The following is a 17,528-nucleotide window of genomic DNA, read 5'->3' on the forward strand; positions in this document are numbered from 1 at the left end:
TAGCGCGCTTACCTTCTATGAGCTTCTTCTCAAACAAAAAATTTTCACTTCCGCCAGGTTCTGCGTTACCGCTGCTGGTCGCCGGGGCTTTCTTTATGGAAAACCTCGATGCCACGGTGATTGTCACCGCGCTGCCGCAAATGGCGAAAGATTTCGGCGTGCATCCGGTGGATATGAACATCGGCGTTTCGGCCTATATTCTGACGCTGACCGTTTTTATTCCCGCCAGTGGCTGGATTGCTAACCGCTTCGGCACGCGCAATGTGTTCTCGATGGCGCTTGTTCTGTTTACTCTCGCCTCCGTGCTATGTTCCGCCAGCGTCAGTCTCGGCACGTTTACGGCGGCGCGCATGTTGCAGGGATTCGCAGGTGCGCTGATGGTGCCGGTCGGGCGTTTAGTGGTACTGAAAAATACGCAAAAATCGGATTTGATCCGCGCTATCGCCACCATCACCTGGCCGGGACTGGTGGCGCCAATCCTCGGGCCACCGCTCGGCGGTTTCATTACCACTTACGCTTCCTGGCACTGGATTTTTATCCTCAATGTTCCGCTGGGCGTAGTCGCATTGCTGTTTGCGCGCAGGCTTATCCCGCAGATCCCGGGCGAAAAAGGCGTGCCCTTTGATGTTACTGGTTTCGTACTGACCGGCATTGTCTGCCTCGGGCTGATCTTCGGGCTGGATAAATTCAACGAGGGGAATATTGACTGGAAACCGTTCGCCATGATCGGCGCTGCACTGATGACTGGCGCACTTGCAATATGGCATTCAAAACGTGCCGCGTATCCGCTGTTACCGCTGGTGGCGCTGAACATTAAAAGTTACGCCGTCACAATTTATGGTGGATCGCTGTTTCGCGTGGCCATCGGCGCCCTGCCTTTCCTGCTGCCGCTGATGTTCCAGCTGGCCTACGGCATGAGCGCCTTTGATGCGGGTTTGCTGGTACTGTCGGTCTTCGCCGGAAATCTGGCGATGAAGCCTTTTACCTCGGCGATTTTGCATCGTTTCCGCTTTAAGTCGATTATGCTGGTTAACGGCCTGCTGAATTCAGTGACTATTTTTGCCTGTGCGTTGCTCACGCCTCAGGTCCCGACCGCACTGACACTGTTACTGTTGTTCGCCAGTGGCATGACCCGCTCCATGCAGTTCACGGCACTCAATACACTGGCTTTTTCGCAGGTTCCGGCCGGGCAAATGAGCGGCGCGAATACGTTGTTTAATACGGCTCAGCAGCTTTCCACCGGCCTCGGAATTGCCATCGGCGCGCTTTCCCTGCGTATTGCCGGACACTTCTTACCGGCCAGCGAGACATTGCAGATCGACACGTTTCACATTGCCTTTATCATCATTGGTCTGTTTTCGCTGGCGGGCACACTCGACAGCCTGACTCTCGATAAAACCGCAGGCGATGAAATAAGGCGTAAAAAAGAATCTGTAACCCGACCGGCTGTGCCGGAAAAATAAAGGCGCAGTCAGACTGAAATCACGTTTCCGAAAAATGGAGAAATACCATGGAATACCGTTTGTTAGGCCATTCTGGTCTGAAAGTTTCAGTTCTCAGCCTGGGCACCATGACGTTTGGTGGTCAGGGCAAATTTGCCAAAACCGGACAAACTGACGTCGGTACCGCCCAGCGCCAGATTGGATTGTGCCTCGATGCCGGCGTTAACCTGTTCGATACCGCGGATGTCTATTCAGGCGGTGAATCAGAGGTGATTTTAGGCAAGGCGCTGGGCAGCAAACGCCACGACGTGCTGGTCGCCAGTAAAGCCCGCTTCCCGATGGGCGAAGGCCCGAACGATCGCGGCTCATCCCGCCACCATATTCTGCGTGCCTGTGAAGCCAGCCTGAAGCGTCTTAACACCGATTATCTGGATTTGTATCAGTTGCATGAATGGGATGGCCTGACGCCGCTGGAAGAGACGCTGCGCGCGCTGGACGATCTGGTTTCCAGCGGCAAAGTACGTTACGTCGGCGTATCGAACTTTTCCGCCTGGCACATTATGAAAACACTGGGCGTAGCGCAGGCGAATCATTATATCCGCCCCGTCAGCCAGCAGATTCATTACACCCTGCAGGCGCGTGAAGCTGAGTATGAACTGCTGCCGGTGGCGCAAGATCAGGGACTTGGCGTACTGGTATGGAGTCCGCTGGCGGGCGGTCTGCTTTCCGGTAAATATCGCCGTAATCAGGCGGCACCTGAAGGCACGCGCCATCTGGCTGACTGGGGCGAACCGCCGGTGCGCGATGAAAGCGCACTGTACGATGTGGTCGATGTGCTGGTGGAAATCGCTGAAGCCCGCGGTGTGTCTGCGGCGCAGATTGCGCTGGCGTGGCTGATTGCCCGTCCGCAAGTCACGTCTGTCATTGTCGGCGCACGTACTGACGCACAGCTGCAGGACAACCTGCTCGCCGCTGACTTAACCCTCAATAACGAAGAAATTGAAAGACTTAATAAAGTCAGCCAGTTGCCTTTGTTGTATCCTTACTGGCATCAGGCGCAAACCGCACCCGACCGCCTTTCTGCGGCGGACTTATCGCTGATCGCGCCGTATCTGAAAAAGTAACCGCAACAAAATGATACGCACTGAGACCGGTTGATGATGCCGGTCTCGTTATTTTTGTGTTAATACTTACAGAGTTTCTTTTGTGCGCCTCAAGCGCACCTTGCTTAAAACAGAGGAATACCGGGATGATTATTTTTGTTACCGGCGCTACCGCCGGATTTGGTGCAGAAATCGCACGTCGATTTGTTAAAGAAGGCCACAAAGTGATTGCAACCGGTCGCCGTAAAGAGCGCCTGGATGATCTGAAAGCCGAGCTGGGAGACGCACTTTACGCAGTAGAACTGGACGTGACTAACCGCGCTTCCATTCAGGACGCTATCGACAGCCTGCCTGCTGACTGGCGTAACATCGACGTGCTGGTGAACAACGCCGGTCTGGCGCTGGGTCTTGAAAAAGCCGATAAAGCGTCGCTGGAAGACTGGGACAAGATGATCGACACCAATACCAAAGGTCTGGTGTACATGACCCGCGCAGTTCTGCCGGGCATGGTAGAGCGTGATATCGGTCATGTGATCAACATCGGTTCTACCGCAGGTAACTGGCCTTATGCTGGCGGTAACGTCTACGGCGCAACCAAAGCGTTTGTCCGTCAGTTCAGCCTGAATCTGCGCTCCGATTTGCATGGCACCCATGTGCGCGTCACCAACATCGAACCGGGCCTGTGCGGCGGAACTGAATTCTCTAACGTGCGTTTCAAAGGCGACGATGAGAAAGTCAGCAAGACCTATGACAACACCAACCCGCTCACCGCTGTAGATATCGCGGAATCGGTATTCTGGGTTTCAACCCTGCCTGCGCACGTCAACATCAACAGCATTGAAATGATGCCAGTCAGCCAGTCTCTGGCAGGCTTGCAGGTACATCGCGAAGCGTGATACTGCTTCCTGATTTAAAACAAAAGCAGCTTCGGCTGCTTTTTTATTACCTGTTTTATTTCCTGCATTTTCTCAGGCCAACAAAAAAGGCGCGGCAAACGTGCCCGCGCCTTTCTGATAACTGAATACGTATTACGCGCTCAGCCAGCCCAGTTTAATCACGAACAGAATGGACAGCACAATCAGCGCTGCATTCAGTTCACGCGCACGACCGGTCAGCAGTTTTGCCAGCGTCCAGGTGATGAAACCAAACGCGATACCGTTAGCAATGGAGTACGTAAATGGCATGGTCAGCGCAGTCACGGTGACCGGTGCAGCAACGGTAATATCTTTCCAGTCGATTTCTGCCAGACCGGAGGTCATCAGAACCGCGATGAACAGCAGCGCCGGTGCGGTTGCGAATGCCGGAACACTGCCCGCCAGCGGAGCGAAGAACAGGCTCAGCAGGAACAGAATTGCGACCACTATAGCTGTCAGACCGGTACGTCCACCGGCACTCACGCCCGCGGCGGATTCGATATAACTGGTGGTTGTCGACGTCCCCAGCAGAGAACCAAACAACGCAGCGGCGCTGTCAGCCACCAGCGCACGGCCCATTTTAGGGATATTGCCGTCTTCATCCGCCAGCCCTGCACGTTTGGTCACGCCAATCAGGGTTCCGGAGTTATCGAACACATCCACGAACAGGAACGCGAACACCACGCTTATCAGCGAAACGTTGAATGCGCCCTTGATGTCCAGCTGCATGAAGGTTGGCGCAATCGACGGAGGCATAGACATCACGCCACCGAACGGAGAATACCCCAGGGCAATCGCCAGCACAGTCACGGCCAGCACGCCGATCAGCACCGCACCGGTGATTTTACGCGCTTCCAGCACCACAATCAGAATGAAGCCGAGCATCGCGAACAGCGGGCCAGGCTTGGTCAGGTCGCCCAGACCGACCAGCGTTGCCGGGTTAGCAATGACGATACCGGCGTTTTCCAGCGCAATCAGCGCCAGGAATAAGCCGATACCCGCCGCAATCGCCGAACGCAATGGCAACGGAATACTGCGGATAATCCATTCGCGGATTTTAAAAATAGATAACGCGAAGAAAATACAAGCCGAGAGGAAAACTGCACCCAATGCGATCTGCCAGGTGTAACCCATGTGCAACACGACGGTATAGGTAAAGAAGGCGTTCAAACCCATCCCCGGCGCCAGTGCGATCGGGTAATTGGCGATAAAGCCCATCAGTGCGGAACCGATTGCGGCAGCAAGACAAGTTGCCACAAATACAGAGCCTTTATCCATCCCCGTCGCGCCCAAAATAGACGGGTTAACAAACAGAATATAGGCCATTGCTAAAAATGTAGTCAGTCCTGCCACAATCTCAGTCCGCACGTTGGTACGGTGAGCTTTTAACTTAAATAGTTTTTCTAACATGAGAAGGTATCTCTTGGTCGCATGATCACGTTGAGTCTGGTTTTCAAACATGCACGCTTGTTATTAGTGTTGTTTTTCAAAACACGATCATGTGCCAGCGGTGCAAATGCCACCGTTCGCCCCGCTTTCCATCACTGATTGCGGCACACGAGCTAAAACGTGTTTTGACGAACCCTGTCATTTGCCCATTTTGACTGTAAAACAACCTGAGGTGATTGTTTTACAAAGGGGCATCGCACAATCTAGGAAAATTGAGTGATGCAGTCCATAATAGATATCTCACTTATTCACTGCATAAATTAGTACACCCATGTCCCCATTCTCCCGTTTTTCGCAATATTTTACTGAAGTCGCCCGAACAGGAAGTTTGCGCAAAGCGGCAGAAGTGCTGCATGTCTCCGCCTCGGCCATAAACCGGCAGATATTGCAGGCCGAACAGACGCTGGAAACCCCATTATTCGAACGCCTGCCCACCGGCCTGAAACTGACCTCTGCGGGCGAAATTTTGTTTGATGACATCCGACGCTGGCGAAAAGAATTTTCCCGCACAAAGGAACGGTTCGATGAGATCCAGGGATTGCGGCGCGGACACGTCACTATTTCGATGATCGCAGCACTCAGCGAAGGCATGGTGGCGGAGCTGATTGCGGAAGTGGGCGCAGAACATCCTTATCTGACATTTGATATTCGTATAGAAGACAGCCGGAATATAAGCGAACAGGTAAGTTCGGCGGAGGTTGATTTCGGATTGTTACTGGATCCGGTGGAGCATACCGGGCTTGAAGTGCGGGCTTTCGCAGAATTACCCATCGGCATTGCCATGCCGGTAGGACACGAACTTTCACAACAGGAATCGCTGTCTTTCAGCGATATCGCCTCCTACCGGCAGATCATTCCCTCGGAACCGCTGATGGTGAATGCCCGCGCCAGATTGCTGTACAACCGCTATCAGCTGCTGGAAACACCATCGATCGTCTGTAATGACGTGCGCATGATGCGCGAACTCATTCGTAAAGGTGCCGGTGTTGGCGTGCTCAGCCTGCTGGATGTTTTGCCTGATTTACAGGAAAAGCGGCTGACGTTTGTGCCGCTGCAGGGACGGACAGCCAAACCGCTGACGCTGGCTCTGTGCGTTGCGCCCCGCCGTCAGCTGTCCCGCGCTGCGCAAATCGTGATTCAGAAAGTCATTGTGCTGATGGAAAGGTTGTCGCAGTAATCGCTTATGACGCTTTCCAGCCTGAAATGATGATCAGCATCCCCGCCAGCGCGACGCACGCGCCCAGCCAGTCGGTGGTGCTGAGTTTTACGCCATCGATAAACCGCAGCCACAACATCGCGGTCATGACATACACACCGCCGTAAGCCGCGTATACCCTGCCGCTCGCCGCCGGATGCAGGGTCAGCAGCCAGACAAACGCCGCCAGACTGAGAGCCGCCGGAAGCAGCAGCAATATACTGCCCCCTTTGCGCAGCCAGAGATAAGGTAAAAAGCAGCCTATGATTTCCGCCAGCGCCGTGGCAAAGAAGAGTAAAGATGTTTTGAGCATAGTTGAGCCAGGTTTACAGTGCGGACTTCAATAAGATATCAACCAGTTTACAGGCAAAGGGTGACGCCATTCAGGTGGGTGTTATAATTCAATGATTCGCCTGAGCGATGTGTAAATTAAAAGGATTAGCTAATGAATACAACGTTTATAACCCGACTGACGCGCGCCATGCTTCCTGTTGCTTTGCTGGCCATGACCGCCGGCTGGCAGGTTCCTGTGCAAGCTGCCACCAACTGTGCGGGGGGAACCTGTGTCTTTGGCGGTACCGGCAATGATGCCATGACCAACGAAGAAGCACGTCAGAGCAAAGAACAGTGGAATGAAACCCAGCGTCTGCGTGCGATGAAAAATCAGCGCAACGAGAAGGATTTCTCCAAATATGACAACGCCATAGATCTGCGCGATAAATGTGAAGCCAGCCAAAACATCAATGCGTACTGGGAACCGAACACTGAACGCTGCCTCGACCGCCGTACAGGCCGTCAGCTGATGGCGCCGTAATAATTTCCTTCCAGATTGTCTCTCACCCGTGGCGGTAAATCTTACCGCCACGGCATATCTGCTAAACTTATTCTTTAGATAATTATTTTCTTCTCATAATAAGTAATTCGCCGGTTCTCATAAAAGGAATGAATGATGAAAAAGACACTCTTAGCTGGTCTCGCTGTCGTGATGTTTGCACCTCTGATGGCACAGGCATCCTGTGAAAGCGTCAAAGCAGACATTACCCAAAAAATTGTGGCAAACGGTTTGCCTGAATCCGGGTTCAAACTGGACATCGTTCCTAACGATCAGGCTGACCAGAGCGGTGGTCAGGTCGTCGGCCATTGCGGTAATGACAGCCAGAAAATTGTTTACACCAAAACTGCGGATGCGGGAGACACCTCTGCTGCCAGCCCGAAAACCGGCACCAGCCAGGATTCCCAGTAACATAGCAATCACGGAATCGTTTTGCTCCGCCCCTTCCTCTTTCAGAGGGAGGGTTAATCTCTGATACCCCCCTTTTACACCCTTCTCCCGAAAATAATTCACCCGTGCGATCCCGCTGGTTAACTCCGTTTATTTCTCTCGCATCCTGTAATGCACATTTTTCATATTAGCTTATGAAGATAATGAATTTCTCACATAGTAGGTTGCCGTTTAAGGTGATATCTCCTGCCAGCGCAGACCTTCATTCGCTGGCCTCATCTGAGGAGTGACAGCTTATGAGCGTGCAATTTATTGGTATGATCGGCCATCGTCTGGCTTCTGAAATCATCCCGCCGACAGGTCCGATTTTCGATAAAAAATACATCGCCGATTTCGCCAGAGCGCATGAAGATGCCGGTTTTGACCGCATTCTGGTGGCTTACGCCTCCGATCAGCCTGACGCATTTCTGGTCGCGGCGCACGCCGGTGCCAGCACTTCCCGTATCCATTTTCTGCTGGCACATCGTCCGGGCTTTGTCGCCCCGACACTGGCAGCGCGCAAACTTGCCACGCTGGATCACCTGCTGGAAGGACGCGTCGCCGTGCATATCATCAGCGGCGGCAGTGACGCCGAACAGCGTCGTGACGGTGATTTCGAACCGAAATCTGGCCGCTATCAGCGCACGGACGAATATATCGATGTGCTGAAACAGAGCTGGTATTCGGAAACGGGCTTTGATCATCAGGGTGAGTTTTATCAGGCGGAAAACGCCTTCTCCGCCATTAAGCCATATCAGAAAAAGCTGCCGGTATTTTTCGGCGGATCTTCTGATGACGCCATTCGCGTTGCCGGAAAACAGGCAGATGTGTTCGCGCTTTGGGGCGAGCCGCTGGAAAGTGCTGCGGAAACGGTCGCAGCGGTGAAAGCGTCTGCGGCAAAACATCAGCGGGAGATCGATTTTAGTATTTCATTCCGCCCGATCCTCGGTAAAACCGAGGAAGAAGCCTGGGCCAAAGCCGACGAAATCCTCGCGAAAGCCACCGCACAACAGGCTGAAAAAGGTCAGGCGCTGGCGGCTAAACCGCAAAGTGTCGGCGCACAGCGTTTACTGAAGGCAGTAGCACAAGGCGACCGTCTGGATTCCTGCCTGTGGACCGGCATTGCCGGACTGATTGGCGGCGGTTCAAACTCCACCGCGCTGGTCGGCACGCCGGAACAAGTCTCCGATGCCCTGCTGAAATATTACGAACTGGGGATCACCACGTTCCTGATCCGCGGTTTTGATCCGCTCAATGACGCCACCGAATACGGTAAAAGTCTGATCCCGCTGACTAAGCAGAAAATCGCTGCACGTCAGGCACAAAATAAAACCGCCGCCACCACGCTGGTATAAGGAACCCTGATGCGAGTGAATGTGAAAAATCTTCTGCTGCTGGTTTCGCTGATTGGCAGCGCCTTTGCGGTCAATGCCGAACAAATCACCCTGCGGGTGGCCGACCAGAAAGGCAATATGCGCGCGCAACTGGAGGCGGCCAATAAACTGGATAATCTGCCGTACAAAATTGAGTGGTCAGAATTTCCTGCCGCCGCACCGCTGGCTGAAGCGCTGAATGCGCAGGCGGTGGACGTCGGTATTATCGGTGATGCCCCCCTGTTATTTGCCGAAGCCGCAGGCGCGCAAGTGAAAGCCATTGCCGTGGATAAATCGGATGCTTATGGCACCGCGCTGCTGGTAAAACCGGACAGCCCGATTAAAAGTGCGGCAGATTTAAAAGGTAAAAGTATTGCCACGAACCGCGGTTCCATCGGGCATTTCGTGGCGCTAAAAGCGCTGGCATCTGCCGGACTGACGGCCAAAGACGTGACCTTCCGTTTCCTGCCGCCTAGCGATGCCAAACTGGCGCTGACCCAGGGTTCTGTGGATGTCTGGGCTACGTGGGAACCCTACACCGCTTTCGCCGAAACACAGGATCATCTGCGGGTTCTGGTGAATGGCCGTGGTTTGTGGTCAGGCAACAGTTTCCTGGCGGCAACAGATACCGCGCTTAAAGATAAAGCCAAACGTGAGGCGATTGCCGACTACCTGCAACGTCTGAGCGATGCGCAAATCTGGGCATATAAGAATCTGGATGCTTATAGCGAGAAGCTGGCGAAAATCATCGGCTTCCCGCTGGATGCGGCGAAACTCGGGTTTGAGCGACGTAAATCCTACTGGCAACCGATTGATGCCGCGACTGAAACGCAGCAACAGCAAACGGCGGATTTCTATCATGAGCAGGGATTGTTGCCCGTCGCTCTGAATGTCACCGGTACGTTTGATCACTCGTTCCTGCTGAAATAGCCGCATCAAAACGACGGCACCGGCAATCAGCAGGTGCCGGTTCACCTCGCTATTTCTGCCGCCCGCCATTCATTACGCCAATCATCCTGACTTAACGTGCTGATAATGTGAACTATCACCCTGTAACTGAAAACCGGACGTGGTTAATAGAAGACGTCGCCAGAAATCAGGCTTAGCTAACAGGATGCAGCATGGAAAATTACGCCAATAAAAGCGGTGATTCACAGGTCGTCAGCTTCCAGATTGATGCCAATTCAATCAAAGTCCGTTTCAAGAATAACCACGTTTATCTCTACGACATCCGCCATCCCGGCCCTGAGCATCTTGAGAAGATGAAGGAACTGGCCCGTGCCGGATGGGGCTTAAATACCTACATCGAAAGCGAAGTGAAAACCGATTTCTCCTCCAAAGTTTTCTGAAATTTTGCACACTCACCGGCCGGATGTGAGCCATTCGTCCGGTGGCTTCAAAATCAATTACACCATGTTAACAATCATTTGTGACAATTCTCGATTTTCAGGCCGGGAAGTCTGATGTGAATCTCAGGGACAAAAAAGGCGCCGCTGCGGCGCCTTTTACGTTCAGAAAATCGAATCAGATTTTCAGTTTCACGTAATCAATCGCACGGCTGATGATGCCGCCTTCTGCGACATCTTCCAGTGCCACCAGCGGCACGGTTTTGATGACTTTGCCGTTATCCACGATATTAATGTTGCCGAGCTCCTGGCCTTTTTTCAGTGGCGCGTCAATCTGCGGATTGGTCAGCACATACTGCGCTTTCAGTTTATCGGCGTCAGCCTGCGGCACGCTGATAAACACATCGCTGAGGGAACCTACTTTCACCTGAGGAGCGGCACCAAACCAGACGTGCTCATCCGAAACGGTCTGACCCGCTTTGAAAATCTGTTTGCTGGTGTATTCGCGGAAACCCCAGGTCAGCAGTTTACGCGCCTGTTCTTCGCGCCCTTTTGAGCTTTTACCGCCCATGACAACGGCAATCAGACGGCGATCACCCTGCGTCGCAGAGGCGATGATGTTGAAACCGGCGCTTTCGGTGTGACCGGTTTTCAGGCCATCCACCTGCAGGTTTTTATCCCACAGCAGGCCATTACGGTTTTGCTGGGTGATGTTGTCGTACGTCAGCGATTTCTCGGCATACATACGATATTCCTCAGGCTCACCGCCGATAATGGCGCGGGACAGCTTCGCGAGGTCATAAGACGTGGTGTACTGACCCGGTGCATCCAGACCGTGGACGGTTTCGAAATGCGTATTGGTCAGGCCGAGGCTGGTGACGTATTGGTTCATCATGCCGACGAATGAGTCCTGGCTGCCCGCGACATAATCGGCCATCGCCACACAGGCATCGTTGCCGGAAGTGATGATGATGCCGCGGATCAGATCACGCACGCTCACACGGTCACCCGGTTTGAGGAACATCAGCGAAGAACCTTCCAGGCTCTTGTTACCAGCAACCCAGGCTTCCTGAGGCACGGTGACCACATCGTCCATGGCGATTTTTTTATGATCCAGTGCGCGGTCAATGACATAACCTGTCATCAGTTTGGTCAGGCTTGCCGGATTGCGGCGGTCGTCCGGGTTGCCGGCGGCCAGCACATCACCACTGGCATAATCCATCAGCACAAAAGAAGCTGCATCAATGCTCGGCGGGACAACAGGGAAATCCAGTGGTGCGATTGCTTTCGCACTGCCTGCGGAGAACATCAATACACAAGATAAGACACTAATTACACTACGTTTCACTGAATCTTCCTTAAACGCGCTACAGAGTCGGGGCATAAACTGAGCCGCACTCTATACAAAAAACCTATGGATTCAAAATCTGCGGCATAGGTTGCACTAAAACTACTCGCAGAAAAACCCTTAGTCTTTTGCTAAGCATTTCATAATGAAACGATACTGTTACAACTTGTGTTAATTTCAGCCGAAAACCACATCGCGCGAGGTCATTAGTTTTCATTATCACAACCCGCTGTTTTCAAACTGATTGGCAGTGCGCTCCCGCCCCTGATTTTTAGACGCTATTTGCGTTATTCCCCGATATTTTCCTGCGATAGAGCGCTTCTATCACACCATCATGGCATTCGATTAGACGGCAGCGCATACCCCTCCTAAACTTGTGACATAAAATTAACAATCCGGTTAACAATTCATCGTTGCGGTTGTTTAAAATCAGACAAAAATCACCTGCGAAGCATAATTATGAAATTCAAAACTGAGATCAAACCCTACCACGGCGCGGCCGGCGGCTGGGGTGCACTGGAATCAACCACCCGTTTCGTCTTCGACAGTAAAAAAGTTCTGTCTAATCTGCGTAACCTGATGCGTGTTAACAAAGGTCGCGGATTTGACTGTCCGGGCTGTGCCTGGGGCGATGATAACCACAGCACCTTCAGCTTCTGTGAAAACGGCGCGAAAGCCGTCAGCTGGGAAGCCACCCGTAAAGCCGTTGAGCCTGAATTCTTCGCCCAACACAGCGTGAGCAAGCTGCGCGAACAAAGCGATTATTTCCTGGAATACCAGGGGCGCCTGACTCACCCGATGCGCTATAACCGCGAAACTGATCATTATGAACCTGTCAGCTGGGACGCCGCATTTGCGCTGATCGCCAGTCATCTGAAAGGTCTGGAAAACCCGGATCAGGCAGATTTTTACACCTCCGGCCGCGCCAGTAACGAAGCCTCGTATCTGTATCAGGTCTTCGGCCGCATGTTCGGTACTAACAACTTCCCTGACTGCTCAAACATGTGTCACGAAGCCAGCGGTGTCGGCCTGAAACAAAGTATCGGCGTCGGTAAAGGCACTATCCGTCTGGATGACTTTGAAAAAGCCGATGCCATTTTCGTCTTTGGCCAGAATCCGGGCACCAACCATCCGCGTATGCTGCACAGCCTGCGTCATGCTTCTGACCGTGGCGCAAAAGTGGTGAGTTTTAACACCTTGCGTGAGCGTGGTCTGGAACGTTTTGCCGATCCGCAAAAACCGCTGGAAGTGGTCACACCTAAAGCCGGTCGCATCAGTGCGGCGTATTATCAGCCCAATCTTGGTGGCGATATGGCCGCCGTGCGCGGTATCGTCAAAGCGCTGTTGCAGACTCACCGTGAGCGTATCGCTTCCGGTCAGCCCTCCCTTTTCGATGAAGATTTTATTGCGGCTAACAGCGTTGGCGTGGATGAGTATCTGGCCGTCGTGGATGCCACCAGCTGGGAAAAAATCACCGAACAGTCCGGTCTGAGCGAACAGGATCTGCGTGAAGCAGCGTCTATTTATATGAACGCCGAACGCGTGATTTGTACCTGGGCGATGGGCATAACGCAGCATAAACACTCCGTTCCGACCGTGCGTGAAATCACTAACCTGCAACTGCTGTTTGGTCAGCTCGGTAAACCGGGTGCCGGTCTGTGTCCGGTTCGCGGCCACAGTAACGTGCAGGGCAACCGCACCATGGGCATCGATGAAAAAGCACCAAAAGCGTTGCTCGATGCCATGGAAAGCCACTTTAAATTCACGCCACCACGCGTGCCGGGCCACAACACCGTTGAAGCGCTGGAAGCGATGCTGCGTAAAGAAGCCAAAGTTCTGATCTGCCTCGGCGGTAATCTGGCAGCAGCGGCACCGGACACACCGCGCACCGAACGGGCGCTGAGTAATCTTGAGTTGTCAGTGCAAATCAGCACCAAACTCAACCGCTCTCACCTGACACCGGGCAAAGAAGCACTGATCCTGCCAACACTGGGGCGTACTGAGCTGGATATGCAAGCCACCGGTTCGCAGTTCATCACCGTTGAAGACTCCTTCAGCATGGTGCATGCGTCCGAAGGCGTCGGCATTCCGTTATCGAAAGAACAACGTTCCGAAACCGCGATTGTCTGCGGTATCGCCAATGCCGTTCTCGGTGATAAATACCTCGACTGGATGGCGCTGGCTGACGATTACAACCTGATCCGCGACCACATCGAAGCGACCATTCCGGGCTTTAAAGATTTCAATGCACGCTGCGATATCAAAGGCGGCTTCTATCTGGGCAATGCGGCAGCGGAACTGAATTTCAACACGCTCAGCGGCAAGGCGAATTTCAGCGCGTCCCCGTTGCCGGACGTGCTGATCCCGATGGGCGATCAAAATGCGCCGTTCACCCTGCAAACGTTGCGTTCGCACGACCAGTACAACACCACCATTTACGGCCTTGATGACCGTTACCGTGGCGTTTACGGCCAGCGCGAAGTGCTGTTCATCCATCCGCAGGATCTGGCTGATTTAGGCCTGAAAGACGGCGAACTGGTGGAAATAGAAACGCTGTGGAACGACGGTATCGAGCGTAAAGTTACCGGCTTCAAACTGGTCAGTTACGACATTCCGCGCGGTAATCTGGCGGCTTATTATCCGGAAACCAATCCGCTGGTGCCGATCTCCAGTTTTGGCGACCAGACCCACACCCCGACCTCCAAAGCTGTTCCGGTGACTATCCGTCGCTGCGAGCAAAAAGTCGACCTGCAACGTATCGCTTAAGTCAGACTTGCGCACCATCGCGCAAATCTCCCCTTTCGCTTCAGGGTTATGAGGCGAAAGGGGTAGATGCCGCTTGCCCGAAGGGGCCAGATCGCGTAAAACTGTCTGCCGCTAATCGAGCCACATTAACCCCCAATTCTCTGGACGATATGTTTCAAGATAACCCGCTGCTCGCGCAGCTAAAACAGCAACTTCACTCTCAGACTCCACGTGTCGAAGGCATTGTGAAAGGCACTGAGAAAGGCTTTGGCTTTCTTGAAGTAGACGGTCAAAAAAGCTATTTCATTCCGCCTCCGTACATGAAAAAAGTCATGCACGGGGATCGCGTCATTGCCTCCCTGCAAACTGAGAAAGAGCGTGAAATCGTCCAGCCCGAAACGCTGGTTGAGCCGTTCCTCAGCCGCTTTGTAGGCCGCGTGACCAAGAAAGACGACCGTCTTTCCATTATCCCGGACCATCCTTTATTACGTGATTCCATTCAGTGTCGTGTTGCCCGCAATATCAATCATGAAGTGAGCGACGGCGACTGGTGTGTGGCTGAAATGCGCCGCCATCCGCTGAAAGAAGGCGATCACAGCTTCCAGGCTGAAATCACCGAATGGATCACCACCGGCACCGACGATCTCGCCCCGTGGTGGGTAACGCTGGCACGTCATAATCTCGAACGTGAAGCGCCAAAATCTGACATCGCTGAACTGCGCGATGAAGGCCTGACCCGCGAAGATCTGACTGCCCTGCCATTCGTCACCATCGACAGCGGCAGCACGCAGGACATGGATGACGCGCTGTATGTGAAAGACAACGGCGACGGCACCCTGCAAATGACTATCGCGATTGCTGACCCGACGGCTTACGTCAGTGAAGGCAGCGATCTCGACAATATTGCCAAAAAACGCGCATTCACTAACTATCTGCCGGGCTTCAACATCCCGATGCTGCCGCGTGAATTGTCTGATGATATCTGTTCCCTGTGGCCGGACGTCAGCCGTCCGGTTCTGGCGTGCTCTGTGACGCTGGGCACCGATGGCGCACTGGGCAGTGATATTCGCTTCTTCGCCGCGACCATCGAATCCAAAGCCAAACTGGCTTACGACGATGTGTCTGACTGGCTTGAAGCGGATGAGAAAAGCGAATGGCAACCGGCCAGCGATGTCATTGCTTCTCAGATCCGTCTGCTGAAACGCGTCTGTGACGTGCGCAGCGCATGGCGCACCGAGCACGCGCTGGTATTCAAAGATCGTCCTGATTACCGCTTCGTGTTAGGTGAGAAAGGCAACGTGCTGGAAATCGTCGCTGAACATCGTCGTATCGCTAACCGCATCGTGGAAGAATCGATGATTGCCGCCAACGTCTGTGCGGCTATCGCCCTGCGTGACAGCCTCGGTTTCGGCGTTTACAACGTGCATACCGGTTTTGATCCGCTGCTGGTAGAAAACGCAGTGACCGTGTTGCAGGCCAACGACGTGGAAGCTAATGCTGAAGAACTGCTGACACTGCCAGGTTTCTGCGCATTGCGCCGTAAACTGGATGCGCTGCCAACGCAGTTCCTCGACAGCCGTATCCGTCGTTTCCAGACTTTTGCAGAAATCAGCACCACCCCTGGGCCGCATTACGGTCTGGGTCTGGAAGCTTACGCCACCTGGACATCGCCAATCCGTAAATACGGCGACATGGTGAACCACCGTCTGCTTAAAGCGATGATCCTGCAACAGTCTGCTGAGAAACCTCAGGACGAGATGACTGTTCAGCTGGCAGAACGCCGCCGTGCCAACCGCATGGCCGAGCGCGATGTTGGTGACTGGCTGTATGCGCGTTATCTGGAAGATAAAGTCGGCACTGACATTAAATTCAGCGCTGAAATCATCGATGTCACCCGTGGCGGTCTGCGAGTGCGTCTGCAAGATATCGGCGCCGTGGCGTTCATCCCTGCTCCGTTCCTGCACAGTGTGCGCGACGAACTGGTATGCAGCGCTGATACCGGCACCGTGCTGATCAAAGGCGAAGTGGCCTACCGTCAGAGCGACATCATTGATGTGAACATTGCGGAAGTTCGCATGGAAAATCGCAATGTGATTGCCAAACCGGCAGCCTAGGTTTCGCTTTTAGCGAATGTAAAAAACCGGTCTCAGGACCGGTTTTTTTATGCCCAAAAGAGGCATTGCTGAGAAAGTGCTCTGTCAACTCCCTCCCCTGCGAAGGGGAGGGTTGGGGTGGGGTATTACTGACAAATCAAACAGTTGAAGTATGCTTTGGCATTAATTTCGTTTGCTATACCCCCTCCCAACCTCCCCCTTCGCAGGGGGAGGAGCGAAAAGCCAGCCCGTTCTCTCAGATCTGGTAGTCAATTACCGGTTCTCCCCCCGTCGTAAACACCTTCTCTTTAATCTCATTCACCGACAGTCCCGGATTACACAATTCAATAAACCGCCAGACGTAGTTACGTTGCAATTGCGATTTTTTCAGCCCCAGCCAGACGGTGTTCGCTTCGAACAAATGCTCGGCGTTAATCAGCTGAAGGCCAGTATCACGGGCAGCTTCGAACGCTTTATCCGCCAGGATCCCCACACCCAGCCCTAACTCGACGTAGGTTTTAATCACATCGGAATCCTGAGCGCTGAGCACGATGTCGGCGGTGAGCGCGGCGCGGCTGAACGCTTCATCGAGACGCGAGCGGCCGGTGATCCCCTGACGATAAGTGATTAACGGCTGTTCACTGAGATGCTGCAATGTCACCGGGTGCTGCAACGTCAGCGGATGCCCTTGCGGAACCACTATCGCGTGGTGCCAGCGGTAATAGGGAAACGCCGCCACAGCCGGGTCGTTCATCAGTTTTTCACTGGCAATGGCCACATCCGCCTGTCCGCTCAGCAACATCGCAAGGACTTCCTGTGGCGAGCCCTGATGTAATTCCAGACGAACGCCGGGATAAATCGCGCGGAACGCTTTGATGACTTTTGGCAGGCTGTAACGCGCCTGGGTATGTGTCGTGGCAATAGTCAGAACGCCAGCGTCCTCTTTCGAGAAAACATCGGCCAGACGGCGAATGTTCTGGGCTTCGTTGAGGATCCTTTCGGCAACAGCCAGCAACTCTTTACCGGGCTCCGTCAGCCCCAGCAAACGCTTACCACGACGGATAAATATCTCAACGCCCAGCTCATCCTCCAGCTCGCGGATATGGCGGCTGACCCCTGACTGTGAAGTGAATAACATGTTCGAGACTTCAGTCAGGTTGTAATTGCATCGCGCTGATTCCCGTATAATTTTGAGTTGTTGAAAGTTCACCGCTGTCTGCCTCTTGCTTGCCAAAACCCTATTGTTACGATCTGTTGCT

15 protein-coding genes are annotated in these 17,528 nt (G+C 53.4%); 11 read left to right on the forward strand and 4 right to left on the reverse strand.

Annotated elements, in window-relative coordinates:
• Positions 1 to 17 precede the first annotated feature (17 nt).
• The 3 genes from CKQ54_RS14620 (at position 18) to ydfG (ending at position 3,441) form a co-directional block, all read left to right on the forward strand.
• Positions 18 to 1,463 (forward strand): MFS transporter, encoded by a 1,446-nt coding sequence (locus tag CKQ54_RS14620; RefSeq protein ID WP_120162578.1) that lies wholly within the window; start codon positions 18 to 20, stop codon positions 1,461 to 1,463.
• A 47-nt stretch (positions 1,464 to 1,510) separates the two neighbouring features.
• The gene (locus CKQ54_RS14625; protein WP_120162551.1) at positions 1,511 to 2,566 is read left to right on the forward strand and encodes an aldo/keto reductase; all 1,056 of its coding nucleotides are present in this window, start codon (positions 1,511 to 1,513) and stop codon (positions 2,564 to 2,566) included.
• Positions 2,567 to 2,691: 125 nt separating this feature from the next.
• Positions 2,692 to 3,441: a bifunctional NADP-dependent 3-hydroxy acid dehydrogenase/3-hydroxypropionate dehydrogenase YdfG gene (gene ydfG, locus CKQ54_RS14630; protein WP_112288578.1), complete on the forward strand. Its 750-nt coding sequence runs from the start codon at positions 2,692 to 2,694 to the stop codon at positions 3,439 to 3,441.
• A gap of 132 nt (positions 3,442 to 3,573) precedes the next feature.
• On the opposite strand, the gene CKQ54_RS14635 is transcribed toward ydfG, so the two are convergent.
• Positions 3,574 to 4,869, reverse strand: a complete 1,296-nt coding sequence (locus CKQ54_RS14635; RefSeq protein ID WP_112288579.1) for an NCS2 family permease — start codon at positions 4,867 to 4,869, stop codon at positions 3,574 to 3,576.
• 310 nt (positions 4,870 to 5,179) lie between these two features.
• On the opposite strand from CKQ54_RS14635, the gene CKQ54_RS14640 reads away from it, so the two are divergent.
• On the forward strand, positions 5,180 to 6,085 hold the full coding sequence (locus CKQ54_RS14640; protein WP_112288580.1) for a LysR family transcriptional regulator: 906 nt from the start codon (positions 5,180 to 5,182) through the stop codon (positions 6,083 to 6,085).
• Between the two features lie 4 nt (positions 6,086 to 6,089).
• Here CKQ54_RS14640 and CKQ54_RS14645 read toward each other — a convergent pair whose 3' ends face one another.
• A complete protein-coding gene (locus CKQ54_RS14645) occupies positions 6,090 to 6,416 on the reverse strand; it encodes a YnfA family protein (RefSeq protein ID WP_112288581.1) in 327 nt (108 codons plus the stop codon).
• Between the two features lie 132 nt (positions 6,417 to 6,548).
• On the opposite strand from CKQ54_RS14645, the gene CKQ54_RS14650 reads away from it, so the two are divergent.
• The 5 genes from CKQ54_RS14650 to CKQ54_RS14670 all read left to right on the forward strand — a co-directional run bounded on the left by CKQ54_RS14650 (position 6,549) and on the right by CKQ54_RS14670 (position 10,086).
• Positions 6,549 to 6,917, forward strand: coding sequence for a DUF1283 family protein (locus tag CKQ54_RS14650; protein ID WP_112288582.1), 369 nt, complete (start codon positions 6,549 to 6,551; stop codon positions 6,915 to 6,917).
• Between the two features lie 135 nt (positions 6,918 to 7,052).
• Entirely contained in the window at positions 7,053 to 7,346 is a 294-nt protein-coding gene (locus CKQ54_RS14655; protein ID WP_120162550.1) for a DUF1161 domain-containing protein, read from the forward strand.
• Positions 7,347 to 7,621: 275 nt separating this feature from the next.
• Positions 7,622 to 8,719, forward strand: a complete 1,098-nt coding sequence (locus CKQ54_RS14660; RefSeq protein WP_120162549.1) for an LLM class flavin-dependent oxidoreductase — start codon at positions 7,622 to 7,624, stop codon at positions 8,717 to 8,719.
• Between the two features lie 9 nt (positions 8,720 to 8,728).
• The gene (locus tag CKQ54_RS14665) at positions 8,729 to 9,667 is read left to right on the forward strand and encodes an ABC transporter substrate-binding protein (RefSeq protein WP_120162548.1); all 939 of its coding nucleotides are present in this window, start codon (positions 8,729 to 8,731) and stop codon (positions 9,665 to 9,667) included.
• A 191-nt stretch (positions 9,668 to 9,858) separates the two neighbouring features.
• Positions 9,859 to 10,086 carry a hypothetical protein gene (locus tag CKQ54_RS14670; RefSeq protein WP_015697366.1) on the forward strand — a complete coding sequence of 76 codons (228 nt, stop codon included), beginning with the start codon at positions 9,859 to 9,861 and terminating at the stop codon, positions 10,084 to 10,086.
• Between the two features lie 175 nt (positions 10,087 to 10,261).
• Here CKQ54_RS14670 and CKQ54_RS14675 read toward each other — a convergent pair whose 3' ends face one another.
• Entirely contained in the window at positions 10,262 to 11,431 is a 1,170-nt protein-coding gene (locus CKQ54_RS14675; protein WP_120162547.1) for a serine hydrolase, read from the reverse strand.
• Positions 11,432 to 11,890: 459 nt separating this feature from the next.
• Between CKQ54_RS14675 and CKQ54_RS14680 the strand changes: the two genes are divergently transcribed.
• On the forward strand, positions 11,891 to 14,197 hold the full coding sequence (locus tag CKQ54_RS14680; RefSeq protein ID WP_120162546.1) for an FdhF/YdeP family oxidoreductase: 2,307 nt from the start codon (positions 11,891 to 11,893) through the stop codon (positions 14,195 to 14,197).
• Between the two features lie 149 nt (positions 14,198 to 14,346).
• On the forward strand, positions 14,347 to 16,290 hold the full coding sequence (locus CKQ54_RS14685; RefSeq protein WP_120162545.1) for an exoribonuclease II: 1,944 nt from the start codon (positions 14,347 to 14,349) through the stop codon (positions 16,288 to 16,290).
• Between the two features lie 235 nt (positions 16,291 to 16,525).
• Here CKQ54_RS14685 and cbl read toward each other — a convergent pair whose 3' ends face one another.
• Positions 16,526 to 17,479 (reverse strand): HTH-type transcriptional regulator Cbl, encoded by a 954-nt coding sequence (gene cbl / locus CKQ54_RS14690; protein WP_120162544.1) that lies wholly within the window; start codon positions 17,477 to 17,479, stop codon positions 16,526 to 16,528.
• Positions 17,480 to 17,528 lie beyond the last annotated feature (49 nt).

It is taken from the genome of Rahnella variigena, assembly GCF_003610915.1.
GTDB lineage: Bacteria > Pseudomonadota > Gammaproteobacteria > Enterobacterales > Enterobacteriaceae > Rahnella > Rahnella variigena.

What these genes read in the sequence shown, in the direction of transcription:
- CKQ54_RS14620 (WP_120162578.1), top strand. Translation starts at nt 18, where the DNA reads ATGAGCTTCTTCTCAAACAAAAAATTTTCACTTCCGCCAGGTTCTGCG.
- CKQ54_RS14625 (WP_120162551.1), top strand. Translation starts at nt 1,511, where the DNA reads ATGGAATACCGTTTGTTAGGCCATTCTGGTCTGAAAGTTTCAGTTCTC.
- ydfG (WP_112288578.1), top strand. Translation starts at nt 2,692, where the DNA reads ATGATTATTTTTGTTACCGGCGCTACCGCCGGATTTGGTGCAGAAATC.
- CKQ54_RS14635 (WP_112288579.1), bottom strand. Translation starts at nt 4,869, where the DNA reads ATGTTAGAAAAACTATTTAAGTTAAAAGCTCACCGTACCAACGTGCGG.
- CKQ54_RS14640 (WP_112288580.1), top strand. Translation starts at nt 5,180, where the DNA reads ATGTCCCCATTCTCCCGTTTTTCGCAATATTTTACTGAAGTCGCCCGA.
- CKQ54_RS14645 (WP_112288581.1), bottom strand. Translation starts at nt 6,416, where the DNA reads ATGCTCAAAACATCTTTACTCTTCTTTGCCACGGCGCTGGCGGAAATC.
- CKQ54_RS14650 (WP_112288582.1), top strand. Translation starts at nt 6,549, where the DNA reads ATGAATACAACGTTTATAACCCGACTGACGCGCGCCATGCTTCCTGTT.
- CKQ54_RS14655 (WP_120162550.1), top strand. Translation starts at nt 7,053, where the DNA reads ATGAAAAAGACACTCTTAGCTGGTCTCGCTGTCGTGATGTTTGCACCT.
- CKQ54_RS14660 (WP_120162549.1), top strand. Translation starts at nt 7,622, where the DNA reads ATGAGCGTGCAATTTATTGGTATGATCGGCCATCGTCTGGCTTCTGAA.
- CKQ54_RS14665 (WP_120162548.1), top strand. Translation starts at nt 8,729, where the DNA reads ATGCGAGTGAATGTGAAAAATCTTCTGCTGCTGGTTTCGCTGATTGGC.
- CKQ54_RS14670 (WP_015697366.1), top strand. Translation starts at nt 9,859, where the DNA reads ATGGAAAATTACGCCAATAAAAGCGGTGATTCACAGGTCGTCAGCTTC.
- CKQ54_RS14680 (WP_120162546.1), top strand. Translation starts at nt 11,891, where the DNA reads ATGAAATTCAAAACTGAGATCAAACCCTACCACGGCGCGGCCGGCGGC.
- CKQ54_RS14685 (WP_120162545.1), top strand. Translation starts at nt 14,347, where the DNA reads ATGTTTCAAGATAACCCGCTGCTCGCGCAGCTAAAACAGCAACTTCAC.